Origin of the sequence: Saccharopolyspora sp. CA-218241, from assembly GCF_050954615.1 — a bacterium.
Classification (GTDB): Bacteria; Actinomycetota; Actinomycetes; order Mycobacteriales; family Pseudonocardiaceae; genus Saccharopolyspora; species Saccharopolyspora cebuensis.
The window spans coordinates 4,906,620-4,931,496 of the sequence record NZ_CP191860.1 but is presented as its reverse complement, the minus strand read 5'-3'; the positions used below and the strand labels follow the sequence as shown (position 1 = coordinate 4,931,496).

The window sequence follows — 24,877 nt, the reverse complement described above, 5'->3', positions numbered from 1 at the left end:
CCGCTCCGCGAGCGGGAGGAGCGACGTGCGCGGCGAGTGACGCCCGAACGAGTGGATTCGACCTCGATCGGACCGCACCCGTTCCGCGCTGACCGACTGCGTCCAACAGTGGCACGCGATCACTCTCCGTGGTTGCTTGACTTTCCCCGGGCCGGGGGATGTCACGAATCGGTAAAGAGGTCTACCGTGCCACTCACTCAGCCAGCCCGGCCGAGGGAAGGAGCTTCGCACCATGTTCCTGGCGCCGGAAAGAAGCTGATCAGGCCTGGCAGGCCGGCGCCGCCGTACACACCTCGCTCACGGAGCACGCAGGAACGGAGGTCGTGAATGGACATCGTCGTCAAGGGCCGCAACGTCGACGTGCCGGACCACTACAGGGAGCACGTCAACGAGAAGCTGAACCGGCTCGAGCGGTACAACAAGAAGGCCATTCGCGCAGAGGTGGAGCTGTTCCACGAGCGCAACCCGCGCCAGGCCAAGAACTGCCAGCGGGTGGAGATCACCCTGGTCGGCAAGGGTTCACCCGTGCGGGCGGAGGCGTCCGCCGGCGACTTCTACGGAGCCCTGGACGCCGCCACCAACAAGCTGGAGAACCGGCTGCGGCGGATGCACGACCGGAGGAAGGTGCACTACGGACAGCGCAACCCCACCTCGGTCGCCCAAGCGACGGCTGAGCTGGCGGACCGGCCCGTGGTGATGGGCAACACCGCGGCGGAGAGTCGCACCGCGTTGCTCGAAGCGCCCCAGGAGGTCGAGTACGAGCTTCCGGAGCAGCGTGCGTGGGCTGATGACCAGGACTACGAGCCCGGCAGGATCGTCCGGGAGAAGGACCACTCGTCCGAACCGATGACGGTCGAACAGGCGCTCTACGAGATGGAGCTGGTCGGCCACGACTTCTACCTCTTCGCGGATGCCGAGTCGGGCCAGCCGAGCGTCGTCTACCGCAGGAAGGGATTCGACTACGGGGTAATCCGGCTGGCCGACTCGCACTGACGGCGAGTCTGAGCCAAGTCGGACGGCACCCGTTGTCCCCCGCGTACCGTGGTGCGCGGGGGACAACCGTGCGCGGGGCCCGCACCCGTCACGGATGGTCCCGCGACCAGCTCTAATACGATGACCAGAAAGCGTCCGTGACGGGCGCGTCACGATCAGCTAGTGAGGTCGACCGGATGGTCCTGTCCCGACTGCTCCGCGCCGGCGAGGGCAAGTTGCTCAAGCGCCTGCGCGGCATCGCAGCGCACATCAATGAGCTCGAAGCAGACATCGTCGAGCTGTCCGACGACGAGCTGCGGGGCAAGACCGACGAGTTCAAGCGTCGCCACGAGGAGGGCGAGACCCTCGACAGCCTCCTGCCCGAAGCCTTCGGGGTCGCCCGGGAAGCGGCCAAGCGCACCCTCGGCCAGCGCCACTTCGACGTGCAGCTCATGGGCGGCGCCGCCCTGCACCTCGGCAACATCGCCGAGATGCGCACGGGTGAGGGCAAGACGCTCACCTGCGTGCTGCCCGCCTACCTCAACGCGATCAGCGGCAAGGGCGTGCACGTCATCACCGTGAACGACTACCTGGCCAAGCGCGACGCCGAGTGGATGGGCCGGATCCACCGGTTCCTCGGGCTCGAGGTCGGCGCGATCCTCGCGGACCTGACCCCGGAGCAGCGGCGGCAGGCGTACGCGGCGGACATCACCTACGGCACCAACAACGAGTTCGGGTTCGACTACCTGCGCGACAACATGGCGTGGAGCCTGTCCGACTGCGTGCAGCGCGGCCACAACTTCGCGGTCGTCGACGAGGTCGACTCGATCCTCATCGACGAGGCCCGGACGCCGCTGATCATCTCCGGTCCGGCCGACCAGTCCTCGCGCTGGTACCAGGAGTTCGCCCGGCTCGCCCCCATGCTCAAGCGCGAGGAGCACTACGAGGTCGACGAACGGAAGCGGACCGTCGGCGTCACCGAGGACGGCGTCACGATCATCGAGGACCAGCTCGGCATCGACAACCTCTACGAGGCCGCGAACACGCCGCTGGTCGGTTTCCTCAACAACGCGCTGAAGGCCAAGGAGCTCTACAAGCGCGACAAGGACTACATCGTCCGCGATGGCGAAGTGCTGATCGTCGACGAGTTCACCGGCCGCATCCTGGCGGGGCGCCGCTACAACGAGGGGATGCACCAGGCGATCGAGGCCAAGGAAGGCGTCGAGATCAAGGCCGAGAACCAGACGCTGGCCACGATCACGCTGCAGAACTACTTCCGGCTCTACGACAAGCTCTCGGGCATGACCGGTACCGCCGAGACCGAGGCGGCCGAGTTCCAGGGCACCTACAAGCTCGGTGTGGTGCCGATCCCGACCAACGAGCCGATGGCCCGCGTCGACCAGCCCGACCTCGTCTACAAGGGCGAGCCGGCCAAGTTCGAGGCCGTCGCCGAGGACATCGAGGAGCGCCACCACAAGGGGCAGCCCGTGCTGGTGGGCACCACCAGCGTGGAGCGCTCCGAGTACTTGTCGAAGCTGCTGACCAAGCGCGGCATCCCGCACAACGTGCTCAACGCGAAGAACCACCAGCGCGAGGCGGCGATCATCGCCGAGGCGGGCCGCAAGGGCGCGGTGACGGTGGCCACCAACATGGCGGGCCGCGGTACCGACATCGTCCTCGGCGGCAACATCGACCACCTCGCCGATGCCGAGCTGCGCAGCCGAGGGCTCGACCCGGTGCGCAACGGCGAGCAGTACGAGGCGGAGTGGCCGGGCGTGGTCGAGAAGATCAAGTCCCAGGTCGAGACCGAAGCCGAGCAGGTTCGCGAGGTCGGCGGCCTCTACGTGCTGGGCACCGAGCGCCACGAGTCGCGGCGCATCGACAACCAGCTCCGCGGTCGGTCCGGCCGCCAGGGCGACCCCGGGAGTCGCGGTTCTACCTGTCGCTCGGCGACGAGCTGATGCGCAGGTTCAACGCGGCGATGGTCGAGACCGTGATGGTCCGGCTCAAGGTGCCCGACGACGTGCCGATCGAGCACAAGATGGTCACCCGCGCCATCCGCAGCGCGCAGACCCAGGTCGAGCAGCAGAACATGGAGATCCGCAAGAACGTCCTCAAGTACGACGAGGTGATGAACCAGCAGCGCACCGTCATCTACGACGAGCGCCACCGGGTTCTTGCCGGCGAGGACCTGCGGGAACAGGTCTTGCACATGCTGACCGACGTCGTCACCGAGTACGTCAACGCCGAGACCGGCGAGGGCTACGCGGAGGACTGGGACTTCGAGAAGCTGTGGAAGGCGCTCGGCTCGCTCTACCCGGTGTCGCTGAACTGGGAGGAGCTCGTCGACGACGAGGAGGACCTGAGCAAGGAGCGCCTCCTCGAGCTGCTCCTGGAGGACGCCCGCAACGCGTACGAACGGCGCGAGGCCGAGGTCGACGGCAAGGTCGGTCCCGGCGCGATGCGCGAGCTGGAGCGCCGGGTCGTGCTCAGCGTCCTGGACCGCAAGTGGCGCGAGCACCTCTACGAGATGGACTACCTCAAGGAGGGCATCGGGCTGCGCGCGATGGCGCAGCGCGACCCGCTCATCGAGTACCGCCGCGAAGGCTTCGACATGTTCGGCGGGATGCTCGAAGCCCTCAAGGAGGAGTCGGTCACCTTCCTGTTCAACGCGCAGGTGGAGGCGGCCGAGCCAGAGCCCGCGCCGGAGCAGCCGTCCGTGCCGGTGTCGGTGAGCCGGGATGGCAGCGGGGTCCCGGAGGTCCCCCAGACGCCGCAGGGACAGGGCCGCGGCGGTCAGCAGGGGCAGGCTCCGCAGCGCCAGGCCCAGCAGCGCCCGGCACCGCAGCAGGCGGGGGCGCAGCCCCGTGCCAAGCGTGCTCGGACGGCCTCGGCTGGCCCGGCGCTGAGCCAGCTCGGCGGAGCGCCGCCGACCGGCGAGGGCGCCCCGGTGCCGACCGCGCTGCGCGGGACCGGTGGCCCGGACCAGCAGCGGCTGAACTACTCCGGTCCCTCGGAGACCGGGGAGGTCCAGACGAGCAGCGATGGTCCGGCCGCGCAGTCCGGGTCCAACGGCACGCGGCGCGAGCGGCGGGCCGCTGCCCGAGCGGAGCAGAAGAAGAACAAGAAGCGCTGAGACCGCTGGCGCCGTCGTGATCAGACCGGCGCCAGCAAGGTGCATCGCCATCGGTTGTGCTCCTTTTCGACGCGGAGGACCAGGGCCCGGGCCCGGCTGAGCGATCCGACGACCACGCAGGCTTCGACCAACCGGTCGGAGACGACGCAGGCGTGGACGGAACGCAGCCGGTAACCCGGGCCCTGCTCGTGGGGAGAACGTGCTCCGTGGAGCAGCCTGCGCACCGCGCCGGGCGAACAGCCCTCGATCGCCCGCCACGAGGCTTTCCCGTTCAGCACGGCGAAGATCTGCTCACCCAGGTGGTGCGCGAGTGCGTAGGCGGTGCGCCCGGCGGCGGTGAGGTCGCGCTGCGGTTCCGCCTCGAGCATTGCGGTGGTCATCGGAAACCTCCCGTGGTCCTTGTGCTTCGCCCGGTAAAGAGGCGCCCCGGCGGCCAGTGCGGTCACCGAGAACCCGGATGCAAGCCGATCGTGTGAGCTACGGTGCGATCCGTGGAGTTCAGGGGCCTGTTGCTCGACTACGCGGGTGTGCTCGACGAGCCGGTCGGCAACGGGCACGCATCGTTGCTCGACGTGGCGGGGCGTGTCCGCGCGGTCGGGATCCGCACCGGGATCGTTTCCAACGCTCGTTCGATCGCCGATCCTGATCTCGTCGATCGTTTCGACGCGGTGGTGCTCTCGGGCGAGGTGCGGGTCGCCAAGCCGAACCCCGAGATCTTCCGGCTCGCGGCGCAGCGGATCGGCGTGGATCCGTCCGAGTGCGTCTTCGTCGACGATCTGCCCGCCAACGTCGCGGGCGCGGTGGAGGCCGGCATGGTCGGTGTCCGGTACCGGGACGTCGGATCCACCATCGAGGAGCTGGAAGTCCTGTTCGGCCTCGACCTGGCACATTGACCCCCGTTGACCTGCGGTGTTGATGTTCGCAGGGGGGTGCTGCACAGGGGGTTCGGAAGGGTGTGTAAATTAGTTCAGGCCAGAGCGGAACGGGCCGGAAAACGGACCGGGCACTGGCGAACGGGATCGCATCGGACTCGATGACTGCTTTTGAGCGGTGGTCGACGATGGCCCGGACTACTGGAAAAGGATCGGAACTCGGTTGTTCCGCAGCGGTCTTCGGTGCGAACCGGACCCCCGCGCGGAAGGGTTTCGACCCCTGGTAGTCTCCGAAACTACAGCAAGACTGCTTCGGATTGACAAGTTGAGATCGCGGTTCCTGATTGCGGGAAAGACCGGTACGGCCGGTTGAACCCCGGTTTGACAATCGGAAAAGCGATGCTCTAAGCTTGGAGGCACGAAGCGAACGGGAAATGCTCCCTGCGACTGTGCGCCTTGTTGGGTGTGTGGTTGTGGTGTGGGTGTGTTCTTTGAGAACTCAACAGCGAACTGTTTTTGGCTAGTGTTCATGATGAACAGCCCCTTTTTGTTTGGGGTTTCTTTGAGTATGGCGCTCGCCGGCCTTTGCACTGTGTGTGGGGGTGTGGTTGGAGTGTCTGCTGGGATTGTTTCAACAGTCATTGTTGGAGAGTTTGATCCTGGCTCAGGACGAACGCTGGCGGCGTGCTTAACACATGCAAGTCGAACGCTGAAGCATCTTCGGGTGTGGATGAGTGGCGAACGGGTGAGTAACACGTGGGTAATCTGCCCTGCACTCTGGGATAAGCCCTGGAAACGGGGTCTAATACCGGATAGGACATTCTGCCGCATGGTGGGGTGTGGAAAGTTCCGGCGGTGCAGGATGAGCCCGCGGCCTATCAGCTTGTTGGTGGGGTGATGGCCTACCAAGGCGACGACGGGTAGCCGGCCTGAGAGGGTGACCGGCCACACTGGGACTGAGACACGGCCCAGACTCCTACGGGAGGCAGCAGTGGGGAATCTTGCGCAATGGGCGAAAGCCTGACGCAGCAACGCCGCGTGGGGGATGACGGCCTTCGGGTTGTAAACCTCTTTCGACAGGGACGAAGCTTTCGGGTGACGGTACCTGTAGAAGAAGCACCGGCTAACTACGTGCCAGCAGCCGCGGTAATACGTAGGGTGCGAGCGTTGTCCGGATTTATTGGGCGTAAAGAGCTCGTAGGCGGTTTGTCGCGTCGGCCGTGAAAACCTGCAGCTTAACTGTGGGCGTGCGGTCGATACGGGCAGACTTGAGTTCGGCAGGGGAGACTGGAATTCCTGGTGTAGCGGTGAAATGCGCAGATATCAGGAGGAACACCGGTGGCGAAGGCGGGTCTCTGGGCCGATACTGACGCTGAGGAGCGAAAGCGTGGGGAGCGAACAGGATTAGATACCCTGGTAGTCCACGCCGTAAACGTTGGGCGCTAGGTGTGGGGACCGGTTCCACGGTTTCTGTGCCGTAGCTAACGCATTAAGCGCCCCGCCTGGGGAGTACGGCCGCAAGGCTAAAACTCAAAGGAATTGACGGGGGCCCGCACAAGCGGCGGAGCATGTGGATTAATTCGATGCAACGCGAAGAACCTTACCTGGGTTTGACATGCACCAGATTGCCCCTGAGAGGGGGTTTCCCTTGTGGTTGGTGTACAGGTGGTGCATGGCTGTCGTCAGCTCGTGTCGTGAGATGTTGGGTTAAGTCCCGCAACGAGCGCAACCCTTGTCCTGTGTTGCCAGCACGTAATGGTGGGGACTCGCGGGAGACTGCCGGGGTCAACTCGGAGGAAGGTGGGGATGACGTCAAGTCATCATGCCCCTTATGCCCAGGGCTTCACACATGCTACAATGGCTGGTACAGAGGGTGGCGATACCGTGAGGTGGAGCGAATCCCTTAAAGCCGGTCTCAGTTCGGATCGGGGTCTGCAACTCGACCCCGTGAAGTCGGAGTCGCTAGTAATCGCAGATCAGCAGTGCTGCGGTGAATACGTTCCCGGGCCTTGTACACACCGCCCGTCACGTCATGAAAGTCGGTAACACCCGAAGCCCATGGCCTAACCCTGTTGGGGTGGAGTGGTCGAAGGTGGGACTGGCGATTGGGACGAAGTCGTAACAAGGTAGCCGTACCGGAAGGTGCGGCTGGATCACCTCCTTTCTAAGGAGCACGAAAACACCCGCCGAGGCCCTGTGCAGTGGTCGCCCTTTGTTGGTGGTGCTGTGGTGGGGGTGGTGGAGTGGCCTGTGGTGGAGGGACCGTGTGTGTTCCTGCCGTGGGGTGCTTGAGGGATTGTGGAACAGCACTGGTGTGATCAAGAATGGTTCGCTGTTGGGTGTCTGAGAGGGCACGCTCTGTGTGGGTGTGTTGTCTTGGGTTGTTGTTTGAGAACTGTATAGTGGGTGCGAGCATCTTTGTGGCCAAGTAATGTAGGGCACATGGTGGATGCCTTGGTACCAGGGGCCGATGAAGGACGTGGGAGGCCGCGAGAGTCCTCGGGGAGTTGTCAACCGAGCTGTGATCCGAGGGTGTCCGAATGGGGTAACCCAGCCCGGGTGATGCCGGGTTACCAGCATCTGAATGTATAGGGTGTTGGGGGGAACGCGGGGAAGTGAAACATCTTAGTACCCGCAGGAAGAGAAAACACTGGTGATTCCGTGAGTAGTGGCGAGCGAAAGCGGAGGAGGCTAAACCGTGCGCGTGGGAGACCGGACAGGGGTTGCGTGTGCGGGGTTGTGGGGCACTGTTGGAGGGGTCTGTCTGCCCTTCAGCACCGTCGGTGTGTGTTAGTTGAACAGGTTGGGATGCCTGGCCGGAGTGGGTGAGAGTCCCGTAGGCGAAAATGCATGCTGGGTGTGTGGTGGTGTTCCCGAGTAGCAGCGTTTCCGTGGAGGGTGCTGTGAATCTGGCGGGACCACTCGCTAAGCCTAAATACTTCCTGGTGACCGATAGTGGATAGTACCGTGAGGGAATGGTGAAAAGTACCCCGGGAGGGGAGTGAAAGAGTTCCTGAAACCGTGTGCCTGCAATCCGTCAGAGCTTGCCCGTTGGGTGGGTGATGGCGTGCCTTTTGAAGAATGAGCCTGCGAGTTGCTGCTGCGTGGCGAGGTTAACCCGTTGGGGGGTAGCCGGAGCGAAAGCGAGTCTGAAGAGGGCGTGGAGTCGCGTGGTGCAGACCCGAAGCGGAGTGATCTACCCATGGCCAGGGTGAAGCGCGGGTAAGACCGTGTGGAGGCCCGAACCCACCAGGGTTGAAAACCTGGGGGATGAGTTGTGGGTAGGGGTGAAAGGCCAATCAAACTTCGTGATAGCTGGTTCTCCCCGAAATGCATTTAGGTGCAGCGTCGTGTGGTGCTCGGGTGGGGTAGAGCTACTGGTTGGCTGATGGGCCTTCGCGGGTTACTGAGGTCAGCCAAACTCCGAATACGCCCGGGTTGGAGCGCGGCAGTGAGACGGCGGGGGAGAAGCTTCGTCGTCGAGAGGGAAACAGCCCAGAGCATCGGCTAAGGCCCCTAAGTGTGCGCTTAGTGGAAAAGGATGTGGGATCGCTGAGACAACCAGGAGGTTGGCTTAGAAGCAGCCATCCTTGAAAGAGTGCGTAATAGCTCACTGGTCAAGTGGTCCTGCGCCGATAATGTAGCGGGGCTGAAGCGCACCGCCGAAGCCATGCCGGCGATGCCCTGTGGGGTGTTGTTGGGTAGGGGAGCGTCCTGTATGCGGTGAAGCGCCCGAGTGATCGTGGTGTGGAGTGTGCGGGAGTGAGAATGCAGGCATGAGTAGCGAGTGCAGAGTGAGAATCTCTGCCGCCGGATGACTAAGGGTTCCTGGGGAAGGTTCGTCCGCCCAGGGTGAGTCGGGGCCTAAGGCGAGGCCGACAGGCGTAGTCGATGGAGAACGGGTTGATATTCCCGTACCCGTGTGCACGCGTCCGTGATGGAACGGTTGAGACTAACCATCCCGACGCGGCGTGGACCTTCGGGTTTGTGTCGTGGTTGGCATGGGGCCTGATGCCGGAGTAGTCAAGCGATGGGGTGACGCAGGGGGGTAGCTCTGCCAGTGAGTGGTTGTACTGGTGTAAGCCTGTAGCCCGGTGTGTAGGGAAATCCGCACATCATAGGGGTGAGGGGTGATGCGTAGCCGTGGTGGTGAAGTGAGTGATCCCGTGCTGCCGAGAAAAGCCTCTAGCGAGTGTGTGCATGGCCCGTACCCGAAACCGACACAGGTGGTCAGGTAGAGAATACCGAGGCGGTCGGGTGAACTGTGGTTAAGGAATTCGGCAAATTGCCCCCGTAACTTTGGGAGAAGGGGGGCCATTGCTGGTGAACCCACGTGCTGGGGGAGCTGGTGGTGGTCGCAGAGGCCAGGGAGAAGCGACTGTTTACTAAAAACACAGGTCCGTGCGAAGCTGTAAGGCGAGGTATACGGACTGACGCCTGCCCGGTGCTGGAACGTTAAGAGGACCCGTGAACCCCTTTGGGGTGTAGCGGAGAATTTAAGCGCCAGTAAACGGCGGTGGTAACTATAACCATCCTAAGGTAGCGAAATTCCTTGTCGGGTAAGTTCCGACCTGCACGAATGGCGTAACGACTTCTCCGCTGTCTCGACCACAGGCCCGGTGAAATTGCAGTACGAGTAAAGATGCTCGTTTCGCGCGGCAGGACGGAAAGACCCCGGGACCTTTACTATAGCTTGGTATTGGTGTTTGGTTCGGCTTGTGTAGGATAGGTGGGAGACTGGGAAGCATTCACGCTAGTGGGTGTGGAGTCGTTGGTGAAATACCACTCTGGTCGTTCTGGGCATCTAACTTCGGGCCCTGATCGGGTTCAGGGACAGTGCCTGGTGGGTAGTTTAACTGGGGCGGTTGCCTCCTAAAGGGTAACGGAGGCGCCCAAAGGTTCCCTCAGCCTGGTTGGCAATCAGGTGTTGAGTGTAAGTGTATAAGGGAGCTTGACTGTGAGACTGACGGGTCGAGCAGGTGCGAAAGCAGGGACTAGTGATCCGGCACTGGCTGGTGGAAGCGGTGTCGCTCAACGGATAAAAGGTACCCCGGGGATAACAGGCTGATCTTGCCCAAGAGTCCATATCGACGGCATGGTTTGGCACCTCGATGTCGGCTCGTCGCATCCTGGGGCTGGAGTTGGTCCCAAGGGTTGGGCTGTTCGCCCATTAAAGCGGCACGCGAGCTGGGTTTAGAACGTCGTGAGACAGTTCGGTCCCTATCCGCCGCGCGCGTTGGAGACTTGCGGAAGGCTGTCCCTAGTACGAGAGGACCGGGATGGACGAACCTCTGGTGTGCCAGTTGTACCGCCAGGTGCATGGCTGGTTGGCTATGTTCGGGAGGGATAACCGCTGAAAGCATCTAAGCGGGAAGCCTGTTCCTAGATGAGGTCTCCTGCCCCCTTTGTGGGGTTAAGGCTCCCAGGAGATGACTGGGTTGATAGGCTCGGCATGGAAGTTCGGTAACGGATGGAGTGGACGGGTACTAATAGGCCGAGGGCTTGTTCACGAGATGTTTGCACCCACTGTATGGTTCTGGGACAACAACCCAGGACGTGTTTGATAACTGGATTGTTTTGTGTGTCCGCTGGTTGGCGGCTGCTCATGGGTTTCCCCCATTGTGTGTGGGGGGTGTGGGTTGTCGGTGGCGATGGCGGGGAGGGTACGCCCGGTCCCATTCCGAACCCGGTAGCTAAGCTCCTTAGCGCTGATGGTACTGCACTCGTGAGGGTGTGGGAGAGTAAGACACCGCCGACACATTACGATGGAAGGGGCGGGGCACGAAGAATGAGGGTTCTTCGTGCTCCGCCCCTTTCTTTTTTTGCGTGTGGGGTTCCGGGGCCTGGTGGGCCTGGGGGTCCCGCTTTTTTGTCTGCCCCCGGACCGGATGGGCAGTGGCCCGTGGCGGGCTTGGCGTTCTCTGCGCGGTAGGCGGGGAGGCGCACGTATCGCGTTGGACGGAGTTCGTGGCGCCTGCTTCATGCGTCGGGATGGCAGCAGGGGAACCTTCCTCCCACCAGTGACAGCAGGGGAACTTTTCTCTCAACAGGCAGGGCCAGGTATGTTCGCCCGCTCGGGCCGGCATGACAGCAGGGGAACCTCCTGTCACCCGTGGCAAGAGGGGAACCTTCCTGTCAGGCGTTGAGCGGAAGGTTCCCCTGCTGCCATCCCAGGGGCGGGTCAGCGGCGCTGGCGGCGGAGGAGTTCGTAGCAGACGACTGCGGCGGCGTTGGCGACGTTGAGGGATTCGACGCCGCCGTGCATCGGGATGGCTATGGACTGCTCGATGCGGTCCTGGACGTCCTCGGAGAGTCCCGCGGTCTCGCTGCCGAGGACGAAGACCGCGCGCGGGCCGAAGTCGGCTTCGAACAGGTCCTGGCCGCTCCCGGCCTCGAGCGCGTAGAGGGGGTAGCCGGCTTCGGTGAGCTGTTCGGCGGCCTCGCCCGCGGTGCGGCTGCGGAGCACCGGGGCGTGGAAGGCGATCCCGGCCGACGCTTTGATCACCAGCGGATCCAGGCCCGCGACACCGCGGTGCGGCACGACGATTCCGTCGATGCCCGCGGCGGTGGCGGTGCGCAGGATCATGCCGACGTTCGCGGGGGTGGTGAGCCCGTCGAGCAGCAGCACGTTGCGCGGGGCATGGGCGGGGTCGGCGAGGGCATCGGCCAGCGGCCGCATCTTGCGGGCGACCACATCGGCGACGACGCCCTGGTCGTGACGCCCGTTGCCCGCGAGGACCTTGACTCGGTGCGCGCTGGCCCGCTGCACCCGGATGGCCCGGTCGGCGGCGGCTTCCTTGATTTCGTTGATGACCGAGCCGCCCAGCCCTTCGGCGATGATCACCTTGTCGACCCGCAGTTCGAGGTCGGCCAGCGCCTCCAGCACCGGCTTGCGGCCGTAGACGGTCACGAATCGGTCTTTGGGGGAGACTTCGCTGGTCACGCCCACCAGTGTCACACGGGCCGCCGCGACGACCGCCGCTGGTGTGCCAGGATCTGCGCATGTCCGATCGGCTCTCCGCCCTCGACGCATCCTTCCTCTACCTGGAGGACTACACGACGCCGATGCACGTCGGCGGTGTCGCGGTGTTCCGGCGTCCGCGCGTCGGGTTCGACTACGACGCCGTGCTGGCGCTGATCGAACGCAGGCTGTCGCTGGTTCCGCGCTACCGGCAGCGGGTGATGCAGGTGCCCGGTCGGCTCGCGCGTCCCGTGTGGGTGGACGACCAGGACTTCGACATCACCTACCACGTCCGCCGCTCCGCGCTGCCGCGTCCGGGCACCGACGAGCAACTGCACGAGCTGGTCGCGCGGCTGATGTCGCGCAAGCTCGACCACACCCGGCCGTTGTGGGAGACCTACCTGGTCGAGGGGCTGTCGCGGAACCGGGTCGCGGTGATCACCAAGACCCACCAGGCGATGGTGGACGGCATCGGCGCGCTGGACATCGGTCAGGTGCTGCTCGACTTCGAGTCCGGGGGTGACGGGGCGCCGACCGACGACCTGTGGATGCCGCGGCCCGAACCGAGCTCCGTCGCGCTGGTCACCGAGGCGGTCACCGACGCGGTGCAGCGGCCCGGCGAGGTGGTGGAGAACGTGCGCGCGGCCGTGGCTGACGCGACCGCGACGGTGCGGAAGGTCGGCCGCGCGGTGGGCGGGGTGGCTTCGGCGGTGCGGACCGCGGTGGTGCCCGCGCCGAGCGGTCCGCTGAACGGCCCGACCTCGACCCAGCGCCGGTTCGCGGTGGCCCGGGCGAAGCTCGACGACCTCCGCGCGGTGCGCCAGGCCCACGGCGGCACGATCAACGACGTGGTCCTCGCGGTGGTCGCGGGGGCGCTGGGGAACTGGCTGCTGTCCCGGGGTGAGATGGCCGGCCCGTCGAGCACGCTGCGGGCGATGGTGCCGATGTCGATCCGCGGCTCCTCCGGCGCTCCCGAGGTCTCGGCGTACCTGCTGGACCTGCCGGTGGGCGAGACCAATCCGGCGGTGCGGCTGCACCAGGTGGGGCACGCGATGCGGGCGCATTCCGAGTCGGGGCAGTCGGTGGCGGCCGACGCCCTGGTGAAGGTGTCCGGTTTCGCCCCGCCGACGCTGCACGCGCTCGGCGCGCGGGTCGCCAGCGGGTTCTCCGACCGGCTGTTCAACGTGCTGGTCACCAACGTTCCGGGCCCGCAGGTGCCGCTGTACGCGGCGGGGGCGAGGATGGTGGAGATGTTCCCGGTGGTGCCGTTGGCGAAGAACCAGTCCCTGGCGATCGGGGTGACCTCCTACGACGGAGGCGTGTTCTTCGGCCTCAACGCGGACCGGGACGCGATGCCCGACGTCGACGTGCTGGCGGCGATGATCGGGGAGGCTCTGGACGAGATGATCGGGACGGTCGACGCATGAGGGTTTACGTTCCTGCCACGGTGCCGATGCTGCGGCGGCTGGTGGAGGACCGGCAGTTGCAGCCGCTGTCCGGGACCGCGTTCGCGCTGACGCCGGCGTTGCGCGAGTCCTACGCGACCGGCGACACCGAGGAACTGGAGTACGCGGCGATGCGGGAGGCGGCGCGGGCGTCGCTTCGGTTGATCGCCGCGGAGCTGGACGAGTCCGGCGCGGAGGCGGAGCTGCGCCGCGTGGTGATCTCCGCCGACGTGGAGGACGCCACGCTGCGCCCGGACCTCGACTTCGCGGTGGTGCGGCTCGCCGGTCCGGTCGCGTGGAAGCTGATCGCCGCGGTGCACGTGGACGTCTCGGAAGCCGAGGAGGCGGTCCGCGCCGCCGCCGAGGTGATCGACGCCGCGGATCTGGGGGACCCGGACGCCGAGTTCACCCTCGGCGAGGCGGAGGACCACGAGCTCGCCTGGTACGGCGCCCAGGAGGTGCCGTTCCTGCTCGAGCTGATGTAGTCGCCGGTCAGCGCGGTTGCGCCTGCGGCATCGGCAGGTCGCGGAACGCGCCGACCCGGTCGGCGGGCGGCGGCTGGATGTCGACGCGGGTCCCCCAGTCGCGGTAGGACGAGGTCAGCGACATCTGGCCGGCCTGCGCGACGTCCTGGGTGGCGGCGAAGCGCACCGGCAGCCCGGACTCGTCGAGCCAGAGCTGGTAGCCGATCTCGCGCTGACCGGAGTCGGCCGCGCTCCGGTAGCGCTCCCGCTGCTGCGGGTCGGTGCTCAGCTCGGCCGCCCGCGCGGTGAGGATGCGCAGGTCGTAGCGGGTGGTCTGGCGGCCGTCGATGACTTCCGGCGCGCTGGTCTCGATCTTCGTGGCGGACTCGATGCCGGCGAACGTCGCCCGCGGGTCGATCGCGGCGAGGACCTGGGCGAGGGCCGGGGAGAACAGCTTCGCGGCGAAGTCGGTGCCGTCCGAGGCGATGCGCAGCCACGGCTTGCCCGGCTCGGGGCGCATCAGCGGGGTCTTCAGGTACCCGACCCCGTCCACGAAGGACAGTGTGACCGGATGCGGGCGCTGCCCCTCGGGCTCGGTGTGCCCGGTGAGGGAGAACTCCGCCGCCCCGCCCTGGTACTGCACGACGCCTTCGCCGTTCAGTTCGCCGACGATGCCGAGGCTGCCGCGCACGGTGTTGTGCACACCGCCGCTCCGGTTGATCTTCTCCACGGTGGTGGCCAGCAGTTGGGTGGCGTCCGGGCGCGTGTCGGTGCGCATCGTCGCGGCCCCCGACGAGGGTCTGGGCGGCGCGGGCGGCTCTGCGCAACCACCCACCAGGGCGGCCAGGACGAGGCCCGCGGACAACGCCGCGGTGGCACGGGCTCGGGACATGGTGATCGAGCTCCCTCGAAGCCGGAGGCGATGACGGACGGCAGTACCGGAAGGGAAAGCCGTTGGCAGTGCGGAAAGACCGCGTCGGTGGCGCGCCCTGGCCACATCGCGCAGCGCGCCGCCCGCACCCACGCTAGCAACGATCGCCCGCCGCGCCAGGAATGAAGCTCGTTCGGGGGAGAACGCTCAAGCCTCGTCGTAACCGGCCCGGGAGAGCAACAGGTGGCGGAGCGCGTTGAGCCGTTCGGTGGACCCCGTCTCGGTGGCGAAGACGTCCAGGTGGCAGTCCGGATCGTCCTCCCCGCCCAGGTGACCGCAGTTCGGGGGGCACTCCTCGGCGGCCTCGGCGAAGCCTTCGAAAACCGCGATGACGTCGTCGGCGGTGACGTGGGCCAGCCCGAACGACCTGATGCCGGGGGTGTCCACCACCCAGCCGCCCTCGATCAGCGGCAGGGCCAGCGCCGAGGTCGAGGTGTGCCTGCCCTTGCCGACCCCGCTGACCTCGGCGGTGGCCCGTTCCGCGGCCGGGACCAGCCGGTTCACCAAGGTGGACTTGCCCACGCCCGAATGGCCGACCAGGGCTGAGACGCGGCCGGTCAGCACGGCCCGGAGATCGTCCGGATCTTCATCCTCCCGGGTGCGCACGATCGGCATCTCCAGGGACGAGTACTGCTCGATCCACTCGCCGGGCTCGGCCAGGTCCGCCTTCGTCAGGCACAGCACCGGGGTCAGACCACCGGCGTAGGCGGCGACCAGGCAGCGGTTGATGAAGCCGGGGCGCGGCGGCGGATCGGCCAGCGCGCTGACGATCACGAGCTGCTCGGCGTTGGCGACCACCACCCGCTCGTACGGGTCGGTGTCGTCGGCGGTGCGGCGCAGCACGCTGGTGCGCTCGGCCACCCGCACGATGCGGGCCAGCGCGTCCGGCCCGCCGGAGACGTCGCCGACCAGGTCGACCCGGTCGCCGACGACCACCGGCGTGCGGCCGAGCTCGCGGGCCCGCATCGCGATCACCAGCCGCTCCGGGTCGCCGTCCAGCGCGCACGTCCACCGGCCGCGGTCGACGGTCAGCACCATCGCCTCGACGGCGTCCTCGTGCTTGGGTCTGCGCTTGCTGCGCGGCCGGGTGCCCGATCGCCCGGGACGCACCCGGACGTCCGACTCGTCCAGGTCCCGCCAGCCGCGCTTGCCCATCAGCCCCGCGCCCCCGAGCCGACCGCCGCGTCCTCGGCCGCGAGCATCGCCGCCCACATGCCGGGGAAGTCGGGGATGGTCTTGGCGGTGGTGGCGATGTCCTCCACCCGCACGCCCGGCACCCGCAGGCCGAGGATGGCGCCCGCGGTCGCCATCCGGTGATCGGCGTAGGAGCGCCAGGTGCCGCCGGTGAGCTCGCGCGGCTCGACGACCAGCCCGTCCTCGGTCTGCCGCACCGCGCCGCCGAGCCCGGTGAGCTCGCGTTCCAGCGCGGCCAGCCGGTCGGTCTCGTGGCCGCGCAGGTGCGCGACGCCGCGCAGCCGGGAGCCGCCCTCGGCCAGCGCGGCCAGCGCCGCCACCGTCGGGGTCAGCTCGCCGACCTCGTGCAGGTCGATGTCGATGCCGGTCAGCGCGGCCGGGCCGGTGACCGTCAAGCCCGCGTCGGTGCGGCGGACCTCGGCGCCCATCCGGGCCAGGATGTCGCGGATCGCGTCGCCGGCCTGGGTGGTGCGCGCGGGCCAGCCGGGGACCGTGACGGTGCCGCCGGTCACGGCCGCCGCGGCCAGGAACGGGGTGGCGTTGGACAGGTCCGGCTCCACGGCCAGGTCCAGCGCGCGGACCGGCCCCGGGGACACCTGCCAGCGCTCCGGCTGCTCGGCGTCCACCTCCACCCCGGCGTCGCGCAGCATCGCCACCGTCATGTCGATGTGCGGCAGCGAGGGGACCGGCCCGCCGCGGTGCCGGACCACCACGCCCCGGTCGAAGCGCGCCGCGGACAGCAGCAGGCCGGAGACGAACTGCGAGGACGCCGAGGCGTCGATGGTGACCTCGCCGCCGGGGACGCCGCCCGCGCCGCGCAGCTCGAACGGCAGCGCGTCACCGCCGACCTCGGCGCCGAGGGCGCGCAGCGCGTCGAGCACCGTGCCCAGCGGGCGTTCCCGGGCCCTCGGGTCGCCGTCGAAGGTGATGCGGCCCTCGGCCAGCGCGGCCACCGGCGGCACGAACCGCATCACGGTGCCCGCCAGCCCGCAGTCCACCTCGACCGGGCCGCGCAGCTCCCCCGGCTCGACCAGCCAGGAGCCGTCCGGGCCGTCCCGCACCGTCGTCCCGAGGGAGCGCAGCGCGGCGGCCATCAGCTCGGTGTCCCGGCTGCGCAGCGGAGCGCTCAGCGTGGAGGGGCCGTCGGCGAGCGCGGCGAGGACCAGCGCGCGGTTGGTGATCGACTTCGAACCGGGCACCGGGACGGTCGCGCGCACCGCACCGGGGGCGGTCGGGGCAGGCCAGAGCTGGGTCATGGGGTCAATGATCCCGCATCCTCGGCCCGGCGACCGGTGATGGGGGTGCGAGCAGGGGAACTTTCCTGTCACCGGTGACAGGAAAGTTCCCCTGCTCGCACCCCTCGTCGGGGGTTGCGAGGATGCTGGACGCACGTCGAACGGCGGGAGGGTGAGGACGATGTGCGGCAGATACGCTTCGACCAAGGACCTGGGACGGCTGGCCGCGGAGTTCGCCGCGCTGGACGCCACCGGGGGCGCGGCGCCGGGCGCCGACTTCAACGTCGCCCCGACCAAGCAGGTGCTGACCGTGGTGCAGCGCCACCCGCGCACCGAGGACGGGCAGCGCGACGAGTCGCGCACCGAGCGGTCGATCCGGGTGATGCGGTGGGGGCTGGTCCCCCCGTGGGCCAAGGACCCCAAGATCGGCAACCGGATGATCAACGCGAAGGCCGAGACGGTCACCGGCAAACCGGCCTTCCGCTCCGCGGCGAAGCGCCACCGCTGCCTGCTGCCCGCCGACGGCTGGTACGAGTGGAAGCGCGACGGCGACCGCAAGCAGCCGTACTTCACCACCTCGCCGGACGGGACCAGCCTCGCCATGGCCGGGCTGTTCGAGACTTGGCGCGATCCCGCGGCGGAAGATCCGGAACCGCTGGTCACCTGCACGGTGCTGACCACCGAGGCGCTCGGGCCTGCGGCCGAGGTGCACCACCGGATGCCGCTGGTACTGCCGTCCGAGCGCTGGGCCGACTGGCTGGACCCGGACCGCGCCGACGTCACCGACCTGCTGGCACCGGACCCGGCGCTGGTCGCGGCGCTGGAGATCCGCCCGGTGTCCAGCGCGGTGAACAACGTCCGCAACAATGGATCGGCACTGGTCGAACGGGTGCCGGACGTTGCCGGGGGTGCGGAGCACCGGCCGGTGCCGTTGGACCCGCGGCGGGAGGAGCGGTGAATGTGCGGCCGGTACGCCGTCCGGCCCGATCCGGCGGCGCTGGCGGTGGAGTTCGAGGCGATCGACCGCACCGGTGGTGAGCTCGCGCCCGACTACAACGTGACGCCGACCCGGACGGTGCCGATCGTGGTGGACCGGGGTGAGCGCAGCGTCCGCCCGGTGCGCTGGGGATACGTCCCGACGTGGGCCAAGGACGCGGGCAGCGGCCCGCCGATGATCAACGCCCGCGCCGAGTCGGTCACCACCAAGCCGTCGTTCGCCGACGCCGCGGCCAAGCGCCGCTGCCTGATGCCGGCGACCGGGTGGTACGAGTGGCGGCCCGGCGACCGGCGCAGGCAGCCGTACCTGTGCGCGCACGCGGGCGGGGACAGCCTGGCGATGGCGGCGGTGTTCTCCGCGTGGTGGCCGCCGGACTCGCGCACCCCGCTGGTGACCTGCGCGGTGGTCACGACCGAGGCGGTGGGGCCGCTGGCGGAGGTGCACCACCGGATGCCGCTGGTGCTGCCCCGCGACCGCTGGGCCGACTGGCTGGACCCGGCGCGCACCGAGATCGGCGGGCTGCTGGAGCCCGCAGCGGGGATGCTCGACGCACTGGAGATCCGGCCCGTCTCCACCGAGGTGAACGCGATGCGCAACAACCACCCGGCCCTGCTGGACCGCGCCGACGAGGTGCCCGAACCGGCCGAGCAGGCCGCCCTGTTCGAGTCATGACGCGCGCCGAGATCGACACCCCGCACGGGGCCGCCCGCGCGGAGCTGCACTCCGCCGAGGAAGGCCGGGCGGCGCTGCTGCTCGGGCACGGCGCCGGTGGCGGGATCGAGGCCCCGGACCTGGTCGCCGCCACCCGCGCCGCCACCGCCGCCGGCGTGCACGTCGCGCTGGTGGAGCAGCCGTACCGGGTCGCCGGGCGCCGGGCACCCGCTCCGGCGCGGCAGCTCGACGCGGCGTGGCTGGCGGTGGCCGCCGACCTGGGTGAGCGCTGGTTCCCGGACCTGCCGCTGCTGTTCGGCGGCCGTTCCTCGGGGGCCCGGGTGGCCTGCCGGACCGCCGATGCCGGGGCGGCCTCGGCGGTGCTGTGCCTGGCGTTCCCGGTGCACCCGCCGGGCAAGCCGGAGAAGTCCCGGATGGACGAGCTGCGGGCGGTGGAGCCGCCGGTGCTGGTGGTGCAGGGCGAGCGGGACGCGTTCGGCCGCCCCGAGCCCGCCCCGGAGCGCGAAGTGGTGCTGGTGGCGGGCGATCATTCGCTGAAGGCGGACCCGGAGTCGGTGGGGCGCGCCGTGCAGGAGTGGCTCGGCCGGGTGCTGCGGCTGATCGACTGATCGGGCGGCGCCCGATCGGGTCGGCTGGCTCGTTCGGCCGTCCGAATCGCCCGTTCGGACTCCGCTTCCTCACCCGGACGGTGGGCGAGGGCGCGGGGTTCGGAAACCCGGGGTGCTGGCGTAAGGTAGCTGGTCATCTCGATGGTGATCACCGGTCGCACGGGCCCGGCCGAGGTGGTGCGGGTGCGGGTGGGAGGGGCGCCGGAATCCGCATCGCGCGAGTCGATCGACGGCCGAGGAGAAGTGATGACACGGGGCAGCGGTGAGCCGACCCTGATCGCATCCGTGCAGCGCGCCTTCCACCTCTTGGAGGAGGTGAGCCGCAGGCCGGGTGGGGCCACCGCCAAGACCTTGTCCCGGTGCAGCGGCATCGCCCTGCCCACCACCTACCACCTGCTGCGGACGCTGGTGCACGACGGCTACCTGGCCAAGCTCGACGACGGCGCCTTCGTGCTCGGCGAGCGGGTGCGGGAGATCTCCGAGGTGAGCCGCGAGCACACCACCCGGCACCGGCTCCGGACCGCGCTGGCGAACCTGCGGGACGAGCTGCGCGCCGCGGTCTACCTGGCCCGCTACCACGACGGCGAGGTGGAGGTCACCGAGGTCGTCGACAGCCCGCGCGCACCGCGGGTGGACACCTGGGTGGACTTCCGGGAGGCCGCCCACGCCACGGCGATCGGCAAGTGCCTGCTGGCCACCCTCAGCTCGGAGGAGCGCGCCGACCACTTCAGCAGGCACCCGCCGCTGGACCTCACGCCGCGGACCCGGACCCGGGTGCGCGAGCTGGTGCGCTCCGAACCGGCCGCGCTGGCCTCCGATTCCGAGGAGTACGCGTTGGGCACGGCGTGCCTGGCCGTCGCGGTGCCCGGCTGGAGCGGCCCGGTGACGCTGGCGACCTCGTTCCCGGCGCGGCGGCTCGGGCGCAGCGACGGCTACACGGGGCCGCTGACCGAGACGGCCCGGGACATCGGCCGCCTCCTGGCGGTGTCGGGCAGCTACCCGATGCGGTAGGGGGCGGCCCGCAATCATCATCTGAAAAGCCGGGTGTTGCTGTACCACCCCGGTGGTAACAAGATCTACTCCCAGAGGGCCGGAGGTGGACGGCTCGCGGCCGGTGGCGCCGCTCGCTCCGCCTCCCTGGTCGCGGCGTGCCCGACCGGCCCGAGAGCTGCCTGGAACCGGCGAGTGCCCGCGCCGGTGTCGGGCATGGTGCGGTCCCCTGAGGGGGCTGGCCGCACCTGGTGCTCGGGGGAGCGGTTCCGTCTGACGATGGGTGATCGGAATCGCTCCTCCGGGGTCATCCCGCGATCGCGGCCACCCGGGCGTCGACCAGCCGGACCAGCTCCGCGGCGGCGAGTTCGATCTCCAGCCCCCGGCGGCCCGCGCTGCACAGGATCGTCGGGTGCTCCAGCGCCGAGGCGTCGAGCACCACCGGGAGCCGCTTGCGCTGGCCGAGCGGGGAGATGCCGCCGGTCACGTACCCGGTGGCGCGCTCCGCCTCGGCCACGGCGGCCAGCTTCGCCTTCTTCCGACCCAGCGCGGCGGCCAGCGCCTTCAGGTCGAGCTGGCCGGTGACCGGGACCACCCCGACGGCGAGCACGCCGTCGACGTCGGCCACCAGCGTCTTGAACACCTGCTCCGGCGCACGCCCCAGCGCCTCGGCGGCCTCCAGCCCGTAGGACTCGGCCCGCGGGTCGTGCTCGTAGGTGTGCACCTGGTGTTCGACACCGCGCGCGGCCAGCAGAGCCGTCGCCGGGGTTCCCCTTCCAGCCATGCCGCTCAGGTTATGGCCGGAGCGCGCCGGCGCCTCGGGCGGTGGGGTGACAGCAGGGGAACTTTCCTCCCACCCGTGACAGGAAGGTTCCCCTGCTGTCATCCCCCCGGCAGCGCGGGCGGGTGGGAATAGGTACCCGCGGGGCCGGTGTTGGAGGGAACGTGCAGACGGACCACAACACCACGTGCGTGCTCGACCGCCCGGAGCTGTCGCCACCAGGTGGGCGTTCCCGCAGGCCGGTACCCTCGGAGGCGGGCCATGCGTCGGACCGCATGGATTCGTCGCCGAACCTCACCTCGTCCAGGCGGCGGGAAAGGAGCCCGGTGCCCAGCACCCCGAAGCGCTCGGACGTGACCGAACGCCCGGACACCCCCACCGGTCAGGTCGCCGACCAGGCGGCGGACCGGGCGGAGGAGCGCGCGCCGGAAACCGAAGAGACCGAACAGCAGCGCGCCGCCCGCTTCGAGCGCGACGCCATGCCCCTGCTCGACCAGCTCTACGGCGCCGCGCTGCGGATGACCCGCAACGCGCCGGACGCCGAGGACCTGGTGCAGGAGACCTACCTCAAGGCGTATTCGGCGTTCCACACGTTCAAGCAGGGCACGAACCTGAAGGCGTGGCTGTACCGGATCCTCACCAACACCTACATCAACGGCTACCGCAAGCGGCAGCGCCAGCCCCAGCAGCAGCCCACCGACGAGATCGCCGACTGGCAGCTCGCCCAGGCCGAGAACCACACCTCGACCGGGTTGCGCTCCGCCGAGGTGGAGGCGCTCGACCGGCTGCCGGACAGCGACGTGAAGAACGCGTTGCAGCAGCTCGCCGAGGAGTTCCGCATGGTGGTGTACCTCGCGGACGTGGAGGGCTTCGCCTACAAGGAGATCGCCGAGATCATGGGCACGCCGATCGGCACCGTGATGTCGCGCCTGCACCGCGGGCGCAGGCAGTTGCGCGGGATGCTCACCGACGTCGCCCGCGACCGGGGTTTCCTGCGCGCCAAGGAGCAGGAGGTGAGCACTTCATGACCTGCGGCCAGCCGGAGGAGGCGTCGTGCGAGGACGTGCTCGCCGAAGTGTGGCTGTTCCTGGACAACGAGTGCGACCAGGAGCGCAGGCAGGCGCTCCAGCGGCACTTGGACGAGTGCGGGAGCTGCCTGGAGCACTACGGCATCGAGGAGCACATCAAGGCCCTGCTGCACCGCAAGTGCAGCGGTGAGCACGCCCCGGACGAGCTGCGCGAGCGATTGCGGTCGTCGCTGCGGCGGGCGGTGCTGACCCAGGCCGAGCTCACCGTGGAGAGCGGGCCGGAGGGCACCTCCGTCGAGGTCCGCAAGCGCACCACGCTGGAATGAACGACGCGCACGACGAGGGCCCCGGACCGTCGGTCCGGGGCCCTCGTGGCGTCGGTGGCGCCTCAGGAGTTGGGGCGCTTGCCGTGGTTCGCCTTGTTCTTCTTCCGGTCCTTCTTCTTGCGGGCCCGCTTGCCCATCGGCCCCTCCTCACTGGTCGGTTCGGCTCACTGGTCGGTTCGAGTGGGCGCGCCGACTCCGCCACCCGGCCTTCGGCCGGGGCGGGCGCGGCGGCGCTCAACCGGTTTCCAGCTCGCCAGTCTGCCATGCCCGGCACCTGCCGCCCGGAGCCGGTCGGGCACGTGGTTTCCTTGTCCCGGGGTGTTCGCCGCACCCTGGTGCGAGGGAGGAATGATGGCCGAGGAGATCCGGGCCGAGATGGTCGCCAACGTGATGACGGTGTCGGTGGCTGAGGGCGACCCGGTGGCCGACGGTGACTTCGTGGTGATGCTGGAGTCCATGAAGATGGAGATCCCGGTGCTGACCGAGCGGTCCGGCACGGTGCGCACGATGGCCGTCCGGCCCGGTGACGTGGTCCAGGAAGGCGATCTGATCGCGATCGTGGAATGACCGCGATCGCCCGCGCGGGAGGTGGGCCTTGTCCACGCTGAGCGACCTGCTCGCCGAGCACACCGGGCTGTCGGGCGCTGCCGCCGACCACCTGCAACTGGTGGTCGCCGAGTGGCAGCTGCTCTCCGACCTGTCCTTCGCCGATTTCCTGCTGTGGGTGCCGGTCGGCCCGGAGGAGGCCACCGAGACCCGCTTCCTGTGCGTGGCGCAGGCGCGGCCGACCACGGCGCCGACGGCGCACCCGGAGGACGTCGTCGGCTCGGTGGTGACCCGGGACGAGCACCCGCAGCTCCGGCGGGCCGCGCTGGACGGGCGGATCTGCCGCGAGGAGGACCCGCGCTGGCACCTGGGCGTCCCGGTGCGGCGGGAGACGATCCCGGTGCGGTTGGGCGAGGAGATCGTCGCGGTGCTCAGCCGGGACACCAACCTGGCGGTGCCCCGGGTGCCGAGCCCGCTGGAGATCTCCTACCTGGGCAGCGCCGCGGACCTGTGCCAGATGGTTGCCGACGGGACCTTCCCGACGCCGGAGCCCGCGCCGGACGTGCACACCAGCCCCCGGGTCGGGGACGGCCTGATCCGGTTGGACGGCACCGGCACGGTGGTGTTCGCCAGCCCGAACGCGCTGTCGGCGTACCACCGGATGGGGCACGCCGCGGATCTGGTCGGGGCGCAGCTCGCGCCGCTGACCCGGGCGCTGCTCAACGACCCGTTCGACGCCGACGAGGTGGCGCAGCGGGTCCGCAAGGCCCTCGGCGGGACGCCGAGCATGCGGATGGAGGCCGAGGCGCGCGGGGCGACGGTGCTGTTCCGATCGCTGCCGCTGCTGCCGCGCGGCCAGGCCGCCGGCGCCTTGGTGCTGGTGCGTGACGTCACCGAGGTCAAGCGCCGCGACCGGGCGTTGATGTCGAAGGACGCGACGATCCGGGAGATCCACCACCGGGTCAAGAACAACCTGCAAACCGTCGCCGCGCTGCTGCGGTTGCAGGGCCGCCGGACGAACAACGGCGAGGCGCGGCTGGCGCTGGACGAGTCGGTGCGCCGGGTGACGTCCATCGCGCTGGTCCACGAGACGCTGTCGATGTCGGTGGACGAGCGGGTCGACCTCGACGACGTGGTGGACCGGGTGATCCCGATGATGAGCGATGTGGCCACCGCGGAGACCGGGGTGAAGGTGCGGCGCGAGGGCCGCTTCGGCGTGGTGTCGGCGGAGCTGGCCACGCCGCTGGTGATGGTCCTCACCGAGCTGGTGCAGAACGCCTTCGAGCACGCGTTCCCGCCGGGTCAGGGCGGGGAGGTCGTGGTGCAGGCGGAGCGTTCGGCGCGCTGGCTCGACGTGGTCATCACCGATGACGGTCGCGGCCTGCCGAAGGGTTTCTCCCTCGAGCGCGCCGAACGCCTCGGCCTGCAGATCGTGCGGACCCTCGTGGAGTCGGAACTCCGAGGATCGTTGAGCCTGCGCGGTCGGGGGCGGGAGAAGGGAACGGAAGCCGTCCTGCGCGTTCCCCTGAAGTACCGCCGCTGAGAGCGCTACCGCGCAGCGGGTGTCGATATGTCCGGTGGCCCACCCGGGGTGGAGGGCCGTGGCCGATCGGATCGGTCGCCGGGAACCGCTCTCGGGGGAGTCCGGTTCCGCCGGGACCGACATCGACGGTGATCGGCCGGGGTCTCGTCGGGTCATCACATGCGATCGCCGCGGGT

The 24,877-nt window shown here is 68.7% G+C and carries 19 protein-coding genes, 3 rRNA genes and 1 pseudogene; 16 read left to right on the top strand and 7 right to left on the bottom strand.

The annotated features are described in order from the left end of the window. Positions 1-327 precede the first annotated feature (327 nt). On the top strand, positions 328-993 hold the full coding sequence (gene hpf / locus ACQP0T_RS23450; protein WP_433869999.1) for a ribosome hibernation-promoting factor, HPF/YfiA family: 666 nt from the start codon (positions 328-330) through the stop codon (positions 991-993). 176 nt (positions 994-1,169) lie between these two features. Next, positions 1,170-4,108, top strand: a pseudogene (secA, locus tag ACQP0T_RS23445) (preprotein translocase subunit SecA). 20 nt (positions 4,109-4,128) lie between these two features. Here secA and ACQP0T_RS23440 read toward each other — a convergent pair. Beyond that, positions 4,129-4,488 (bottom strand): Rv3235 family protein, encoded by a 360-nt coding sequence (locus ACQP0T_RS23440; RefSeq protein ID WP_433869998.1) that lies wholly within the window; start codon positions 4,486-4,488, stop codon positions 4,129-4,131. Positions 4,489-4,635: 147 nt separating this feature from the next. Here ACQP0T_RS23440 and ACQP0T_RS23435 point away from each other — a divergent pair, with 147 nt between their 5' ends. The 4 genes from ACQP0T_RS23435 to rrf all read left to right on the top strand — a co-directional run bounded on the left by ACQP0T_RS23435 (position 4,636) and on the right by rrf (position 10,738). After that, positions 4,636-5,001, top strand: coding sequence for an HAD-IA family hydrolase (locus ACQP0T_RS23435; RefSeq protein ID WP_433869997.1), 366 nt, complete (start codon positions 4,636-4,638; stop codon positions 4,999-5,001). A gap of 620 nt (positions 5,002-5,621) precedes the next feature. Beyond that, positions 5,622-7,144, top strand: a 16S ribosomal RNA gene (locus ACQP0T_RS23430). Positions 7,145-7,402: 258 nt separating this feature from the next. Then, a 23S ribosomal RNA gene (locus ACQP0T_RS23425) occupies positions 7,403-10,490 on the top strand. 131 nt (positions 10,491-10,621) lie between these two features. Beyond that, positions 10,622-10,738: ribosomal RNA gene (gene rrf, locus ACQP0T_RS23420) — 5S ribosomal RNA — on the top strand. The 16S, 23S and 5S rRNA genes sit together here, the layout of an rRNA operon. 423 nt (positions 10,739-11,161) lie before the next feature. Here the strand turns inward: rrf and ACQP0T_RS23415 are convergent. Then, positions 11,162-11,929: a TrmH family RNA methyltransferase gene (locus ACQP0T_RS23415; protein WP_433869996.1), complete on the bottom strand. Its 768-nt coding sequence runs from the start codon at positions 11,927-11,929 to the stop codon at positions 11,162-11,164. 53 nt (positions 11,930-11,982) lie between these two features. Between ACQP0T_RS23415 and ACQP0T_RS23410 the strand changes: the two genes are divergently transcribed. Beyond that, positions 11,983-13,368: a WS/DGAT/MGAT family O-acyltransferase gene (locus ACQP0T_RS23410; RefSeq protein WP_433869995.1), complete on the top strand. Its 1,386-nt coding sequence runs from the start codon at positions 11,983-11,985 to the stop codon at positions 13,366-13,368. Next, positions 13,365-13,871, top strand: coding sequence for a DUF6912 family protein (locus ACQP0T_RS23405; RefSeq protein WP_345367448.1), 507 nt, complete (start codon positions 13,365-13,367; stop codon positions 13,869-13,871). Before ACQP0T_RS23410 ends, ACQP0T_RS23405 begins: the two co-directional genes overlap by 4 nt. A gap of 7 nt (positions 13,872-13,878) precedes the next feature. Here the strand turns inward: ACQP0T_RS23405 and ACQP0T_RS23400 are convergent, their stop codons facing one another. The 3 genes from ACQP0T_RS23400 to aroA form a co-directional block, all read right to left on the bottom strand. After that, complete coding sequence (locus ACQP0T_RS23400) at positions 13,879-14,742, bottom strand: hypothetical protein (protein WP_433869994.1); 864 nt, start codon at positions 14,740-14,742, stop codon at positions 13,879-13,881. Positions 14,743-14,928: 186 nt separating this feature from the next. Beyond that, positions 14,929-15,936, bottom strand: a complete 1,008-nt coding sequence (gene rsgA, locus ACQP0T_RS23395; RefSeq protein ID WP_433869993.1) for a ribosome small subunit-dependent GTPase A — start codon at positions 15,934-15,936, stop codon at positions 14,929-14,931. Continuing rightward, positions 15,936-17,231: a 3-phosphoshikimate 1-carboxyvinyltransferase gene (gene aroA / locus ACQP0T_RS23390; protein WP_433869992.1), complete on the bottom strand. Its 1,296-nt coding sequence runs from the start codon at positions 17,229-17,231 to the stop codon at positions 15,936-15,938. The genes rsgA and aroA overlap by 1 nt, the downstream gene beginning before the upstream one ends. 160 nt (positions 17,232-17,391) lie before the next feature. On the opposite strand from aroA, the gene ACQP0T_RS23385 reads away from it, so the two are divergent. From ACQP0T_RS23385 to ACQP0T_RS23370, 4 genes are all read left to right on the top strand, one after another. Continuing rightward, the gene (locus ACQP0T_RS23385; protein ID WP_433869991.1) at positions 17,392-18,168 is read left to right on the top strand and encodes an SOS response-associated peptidase; all 777 of its coding nucleotides are present in this window, start codon (positions 17,392-17,394) and stop codon (positions 18,166-18,168) included. Then, on the top strand, positions 18,169-18,879 hold the full coding sequence (locus ACQP0T_RS23380) for an SOS response-associated peptidase (RefSeq protein WP_433869990.1): 711 nt from the start codon (positions 18,169-18,171) through the stop codon (positions 18,877-18,879). After that, positions 18,876-19,487, top strand: a complete 612-nt coding sequence (locus ACQP0T_RS23375; protein WP_433869989.1) for an alpha/beta hydrolase family protein — start codon at positions 18,876-18,878, stop codon at positions 19,485-19,487. Before ACQP0T_RS23380 ends, ACQP0T_RS23375 begins: the two co-directional genes overlap by 4 nt. A 246-nt stretch (positions 19,488-19,733) precedes the next feature. Beyond that, the gene (locus tag ACQP0T_RS23370; RefSeq protein ID WP_433869988.1) at positions 19,734-20,498 is read left to right on the top strand and encodes an IclR family transcriptional regulator; all 765 of its coding nucleotides are present in this window, start codon (positions 19,734-19,736) and stop codon (positions 20,496-20,498) included. A gap of 286 nt (positions 20,499-20,784) precedes the next feature. On the opposite strand, the gene ybaK is transcribed toward ACQP0T_RS23370, so the two are convergent. Then, positions 20,785-21,261, bottom strand: coding sequence for a Cys-tRNA(Pro) deacylase (gene ybaK, locus ACQP0T_RS23365; RefSeq protein WP_433869987.1), 477 nt, complete (start codon positions 21,259-21,261; stop codon positions 20,785-20,787). Between the two features lie 272 nt (positions 21,262-21,533). Between ybaK and ACQP0T_RS23360 the strand changes: the two genes are divergently transcribed. Then, complete coding sequence (locus ACQP0T_RS23360; RefSeq protein ID WP_369775615.1) at positions 21,534-22,286, top strand: sigma-70 family RNA polymerase sigma factor; 753 nt, start codon at positions 21,534-21,536, stop codon at positions 22,284-22,286. After that, a complete protein-coding gene (gene rsrA / locus ACQP0T_RS23355; protein ID WP_345367460.1) occupies positions 22,283-22,612 on the top strand; it encodes a mycothiol system anti-sigma-R factor in 330 nt (109 codons plus the stop codon). Before ACQP0T_RS23360 ends, rsrA begins: the two co-directional genes overlap by 4 nt. Positions 22,613-22,674: 62 nt before the next feature. On the opposite strand, the gene ACQP0T_RS23350 is transcribed toward rsrA, so the two are convergent. Beyond that, a complete protein-coding gene (locus ACQP0T_RS23350) occupies positions 22,675-22,749 on the bottom strand; it encodes a 50S ribosomal protein bL37 (RefSeq protein ID WP_103908190.1) in 75 nt (24 codons plus the stop codon). Between the two features lie 214 nt (positions 22,750-22,963). On the opposite strand from ACQP0T_RS23350, the gene ACQP0T_RS23345 reads away from it, so the two are divergent. Both ACQP0T_RS23345 and ACQP0T_RS23340 read left to right on the top strand, forming a co-directional pair. After that, positions 22,964-23,179: a biotin/lipoyl-binding carrier protein gene (locus ACQP0T_RS23345; RefSeq protein ID WP_433869986.1), complete on the top strand. Its 216-nt coding sequence runs from the start codon at positions 22,964-22,966 to the stop codon at positions 23,177-23,179. Between the two features lie 28 nt (positions 23,180-23,207). Beyond that, positions 23,208-24,701 (top strand): histidine kinase N-terminal domain-containing protein, encoded by a 1,494-nt coding sequence (locus ACQP0T_RS23340; RefSeq protein WP_345367464.1) that lies wholly within the window; start codon positions 23,208-23,210, stop codon positions 24,699-24,701. Positions 24,702-24,877 lie beyond the last annotated feature (176 nt).

Coding starts and splice junctions, on each gene's coding strand:
- hpf (WP_433869999.1), top strand. CDS start 328: ATGGACATCGTCGTCAAGGGCCGCAACGTCGACGTGCCGGACCACTAC.
- ACQP0T_RS23440 (WP_433869998.1), bottom strand. CDS start 4,488: ATGACCACCGCAATGCTCGAGGCGGAACCGCAGCGCGACCTCACCGCC.
- ACQP0T_RS23410 (WP_433869995.1), top strand. CDS start 11,983: ATGTCCGATCGGCTCTCCGCCCTCGACGCATCCTTCCTCTACCTGGAG.
- ACQP0T_RS23405 (WP_345367448.1), top strand. CDS start 13,365: ATGAGGGTTTACGTTCCTGCCACGGTGCCGATGCTGCGGCGGCTGGTG.
- ACQP0T_RS23400 (WP_433869994.1), bottom strand. CDS start 14,742: ATGTCCCGAGCCCGTGCCACCGCGGCGTTGTCCGCGGGCCTCGTCCTG.
- rsgA (WP_433869993.1), bottom strand. CDS start 15,936: ATGGGCAAGCGCGGCTGGCGGGACCTGGACGAGTCGGACGTCCGGGTG.
- aroA (WP_433869992.1), bottom strand. CDS start 17,231: ATGACCCAGCTCTGGCCTGCCCCGACCGCCCCCGGTGCGGTGCGCGCG.
- ACQP0T_RS23385 (WP_433869991.1), top strand. CDS start 17,392: ATGTGCGGCAGATACGCTTCGACCAAGGACCTGGGACGGCTGGCCGCG.
- ACQP0T_RS23380 (WP_433869990.1), top strand. CDS start 18,169: ATGTGCGGCCGGTACGCCGTCCGGCCCGATCCGGCGGCGCTGGCGGTG.
- ACQP0T_RS23375 (WP_433869989.1), top strand. CDS start 18,876: ATGACGCGCGCCGAGATCGACACCCCGCACGGGGCCGCCCGCGCGGAG.
- ACQP0T_RS23370 (WP_433869988.1), top strand. CDS start 19,734: ATGACACGGGGCAGCGGTGAGCCGACCCTGATCGCATCCGTGCAGCGC.
- ybaK (WP_433869987.1), bottom strand. CDS start 21,261: ATGGCTGGAAGGGGAACCCCGGCGACGGCTCTGCTGGCCGCGCGCGGT.
- ACQP0T_RS23360 (WP_369775615.1), top strand. CDS start 21,534: ATGGATTCGTCGCCGAACCTCACCTCGTCCAGGCGGCGGGAAAGGAGC.
- rsrA (WP_345367460.1), top strand. CDS start 22,283: ATGACCTGCGGCCAGCCGGAGGAGGCGTCGTGCGAGGACGTGCTCGCC.
- ACQP0T_RS23345 (WP_433869986.1), top strand. CDS start 22,964: ATGGCCGAGGAGATCCGGGCCGAGATGGTCGCCAACGTGATGACGGTG.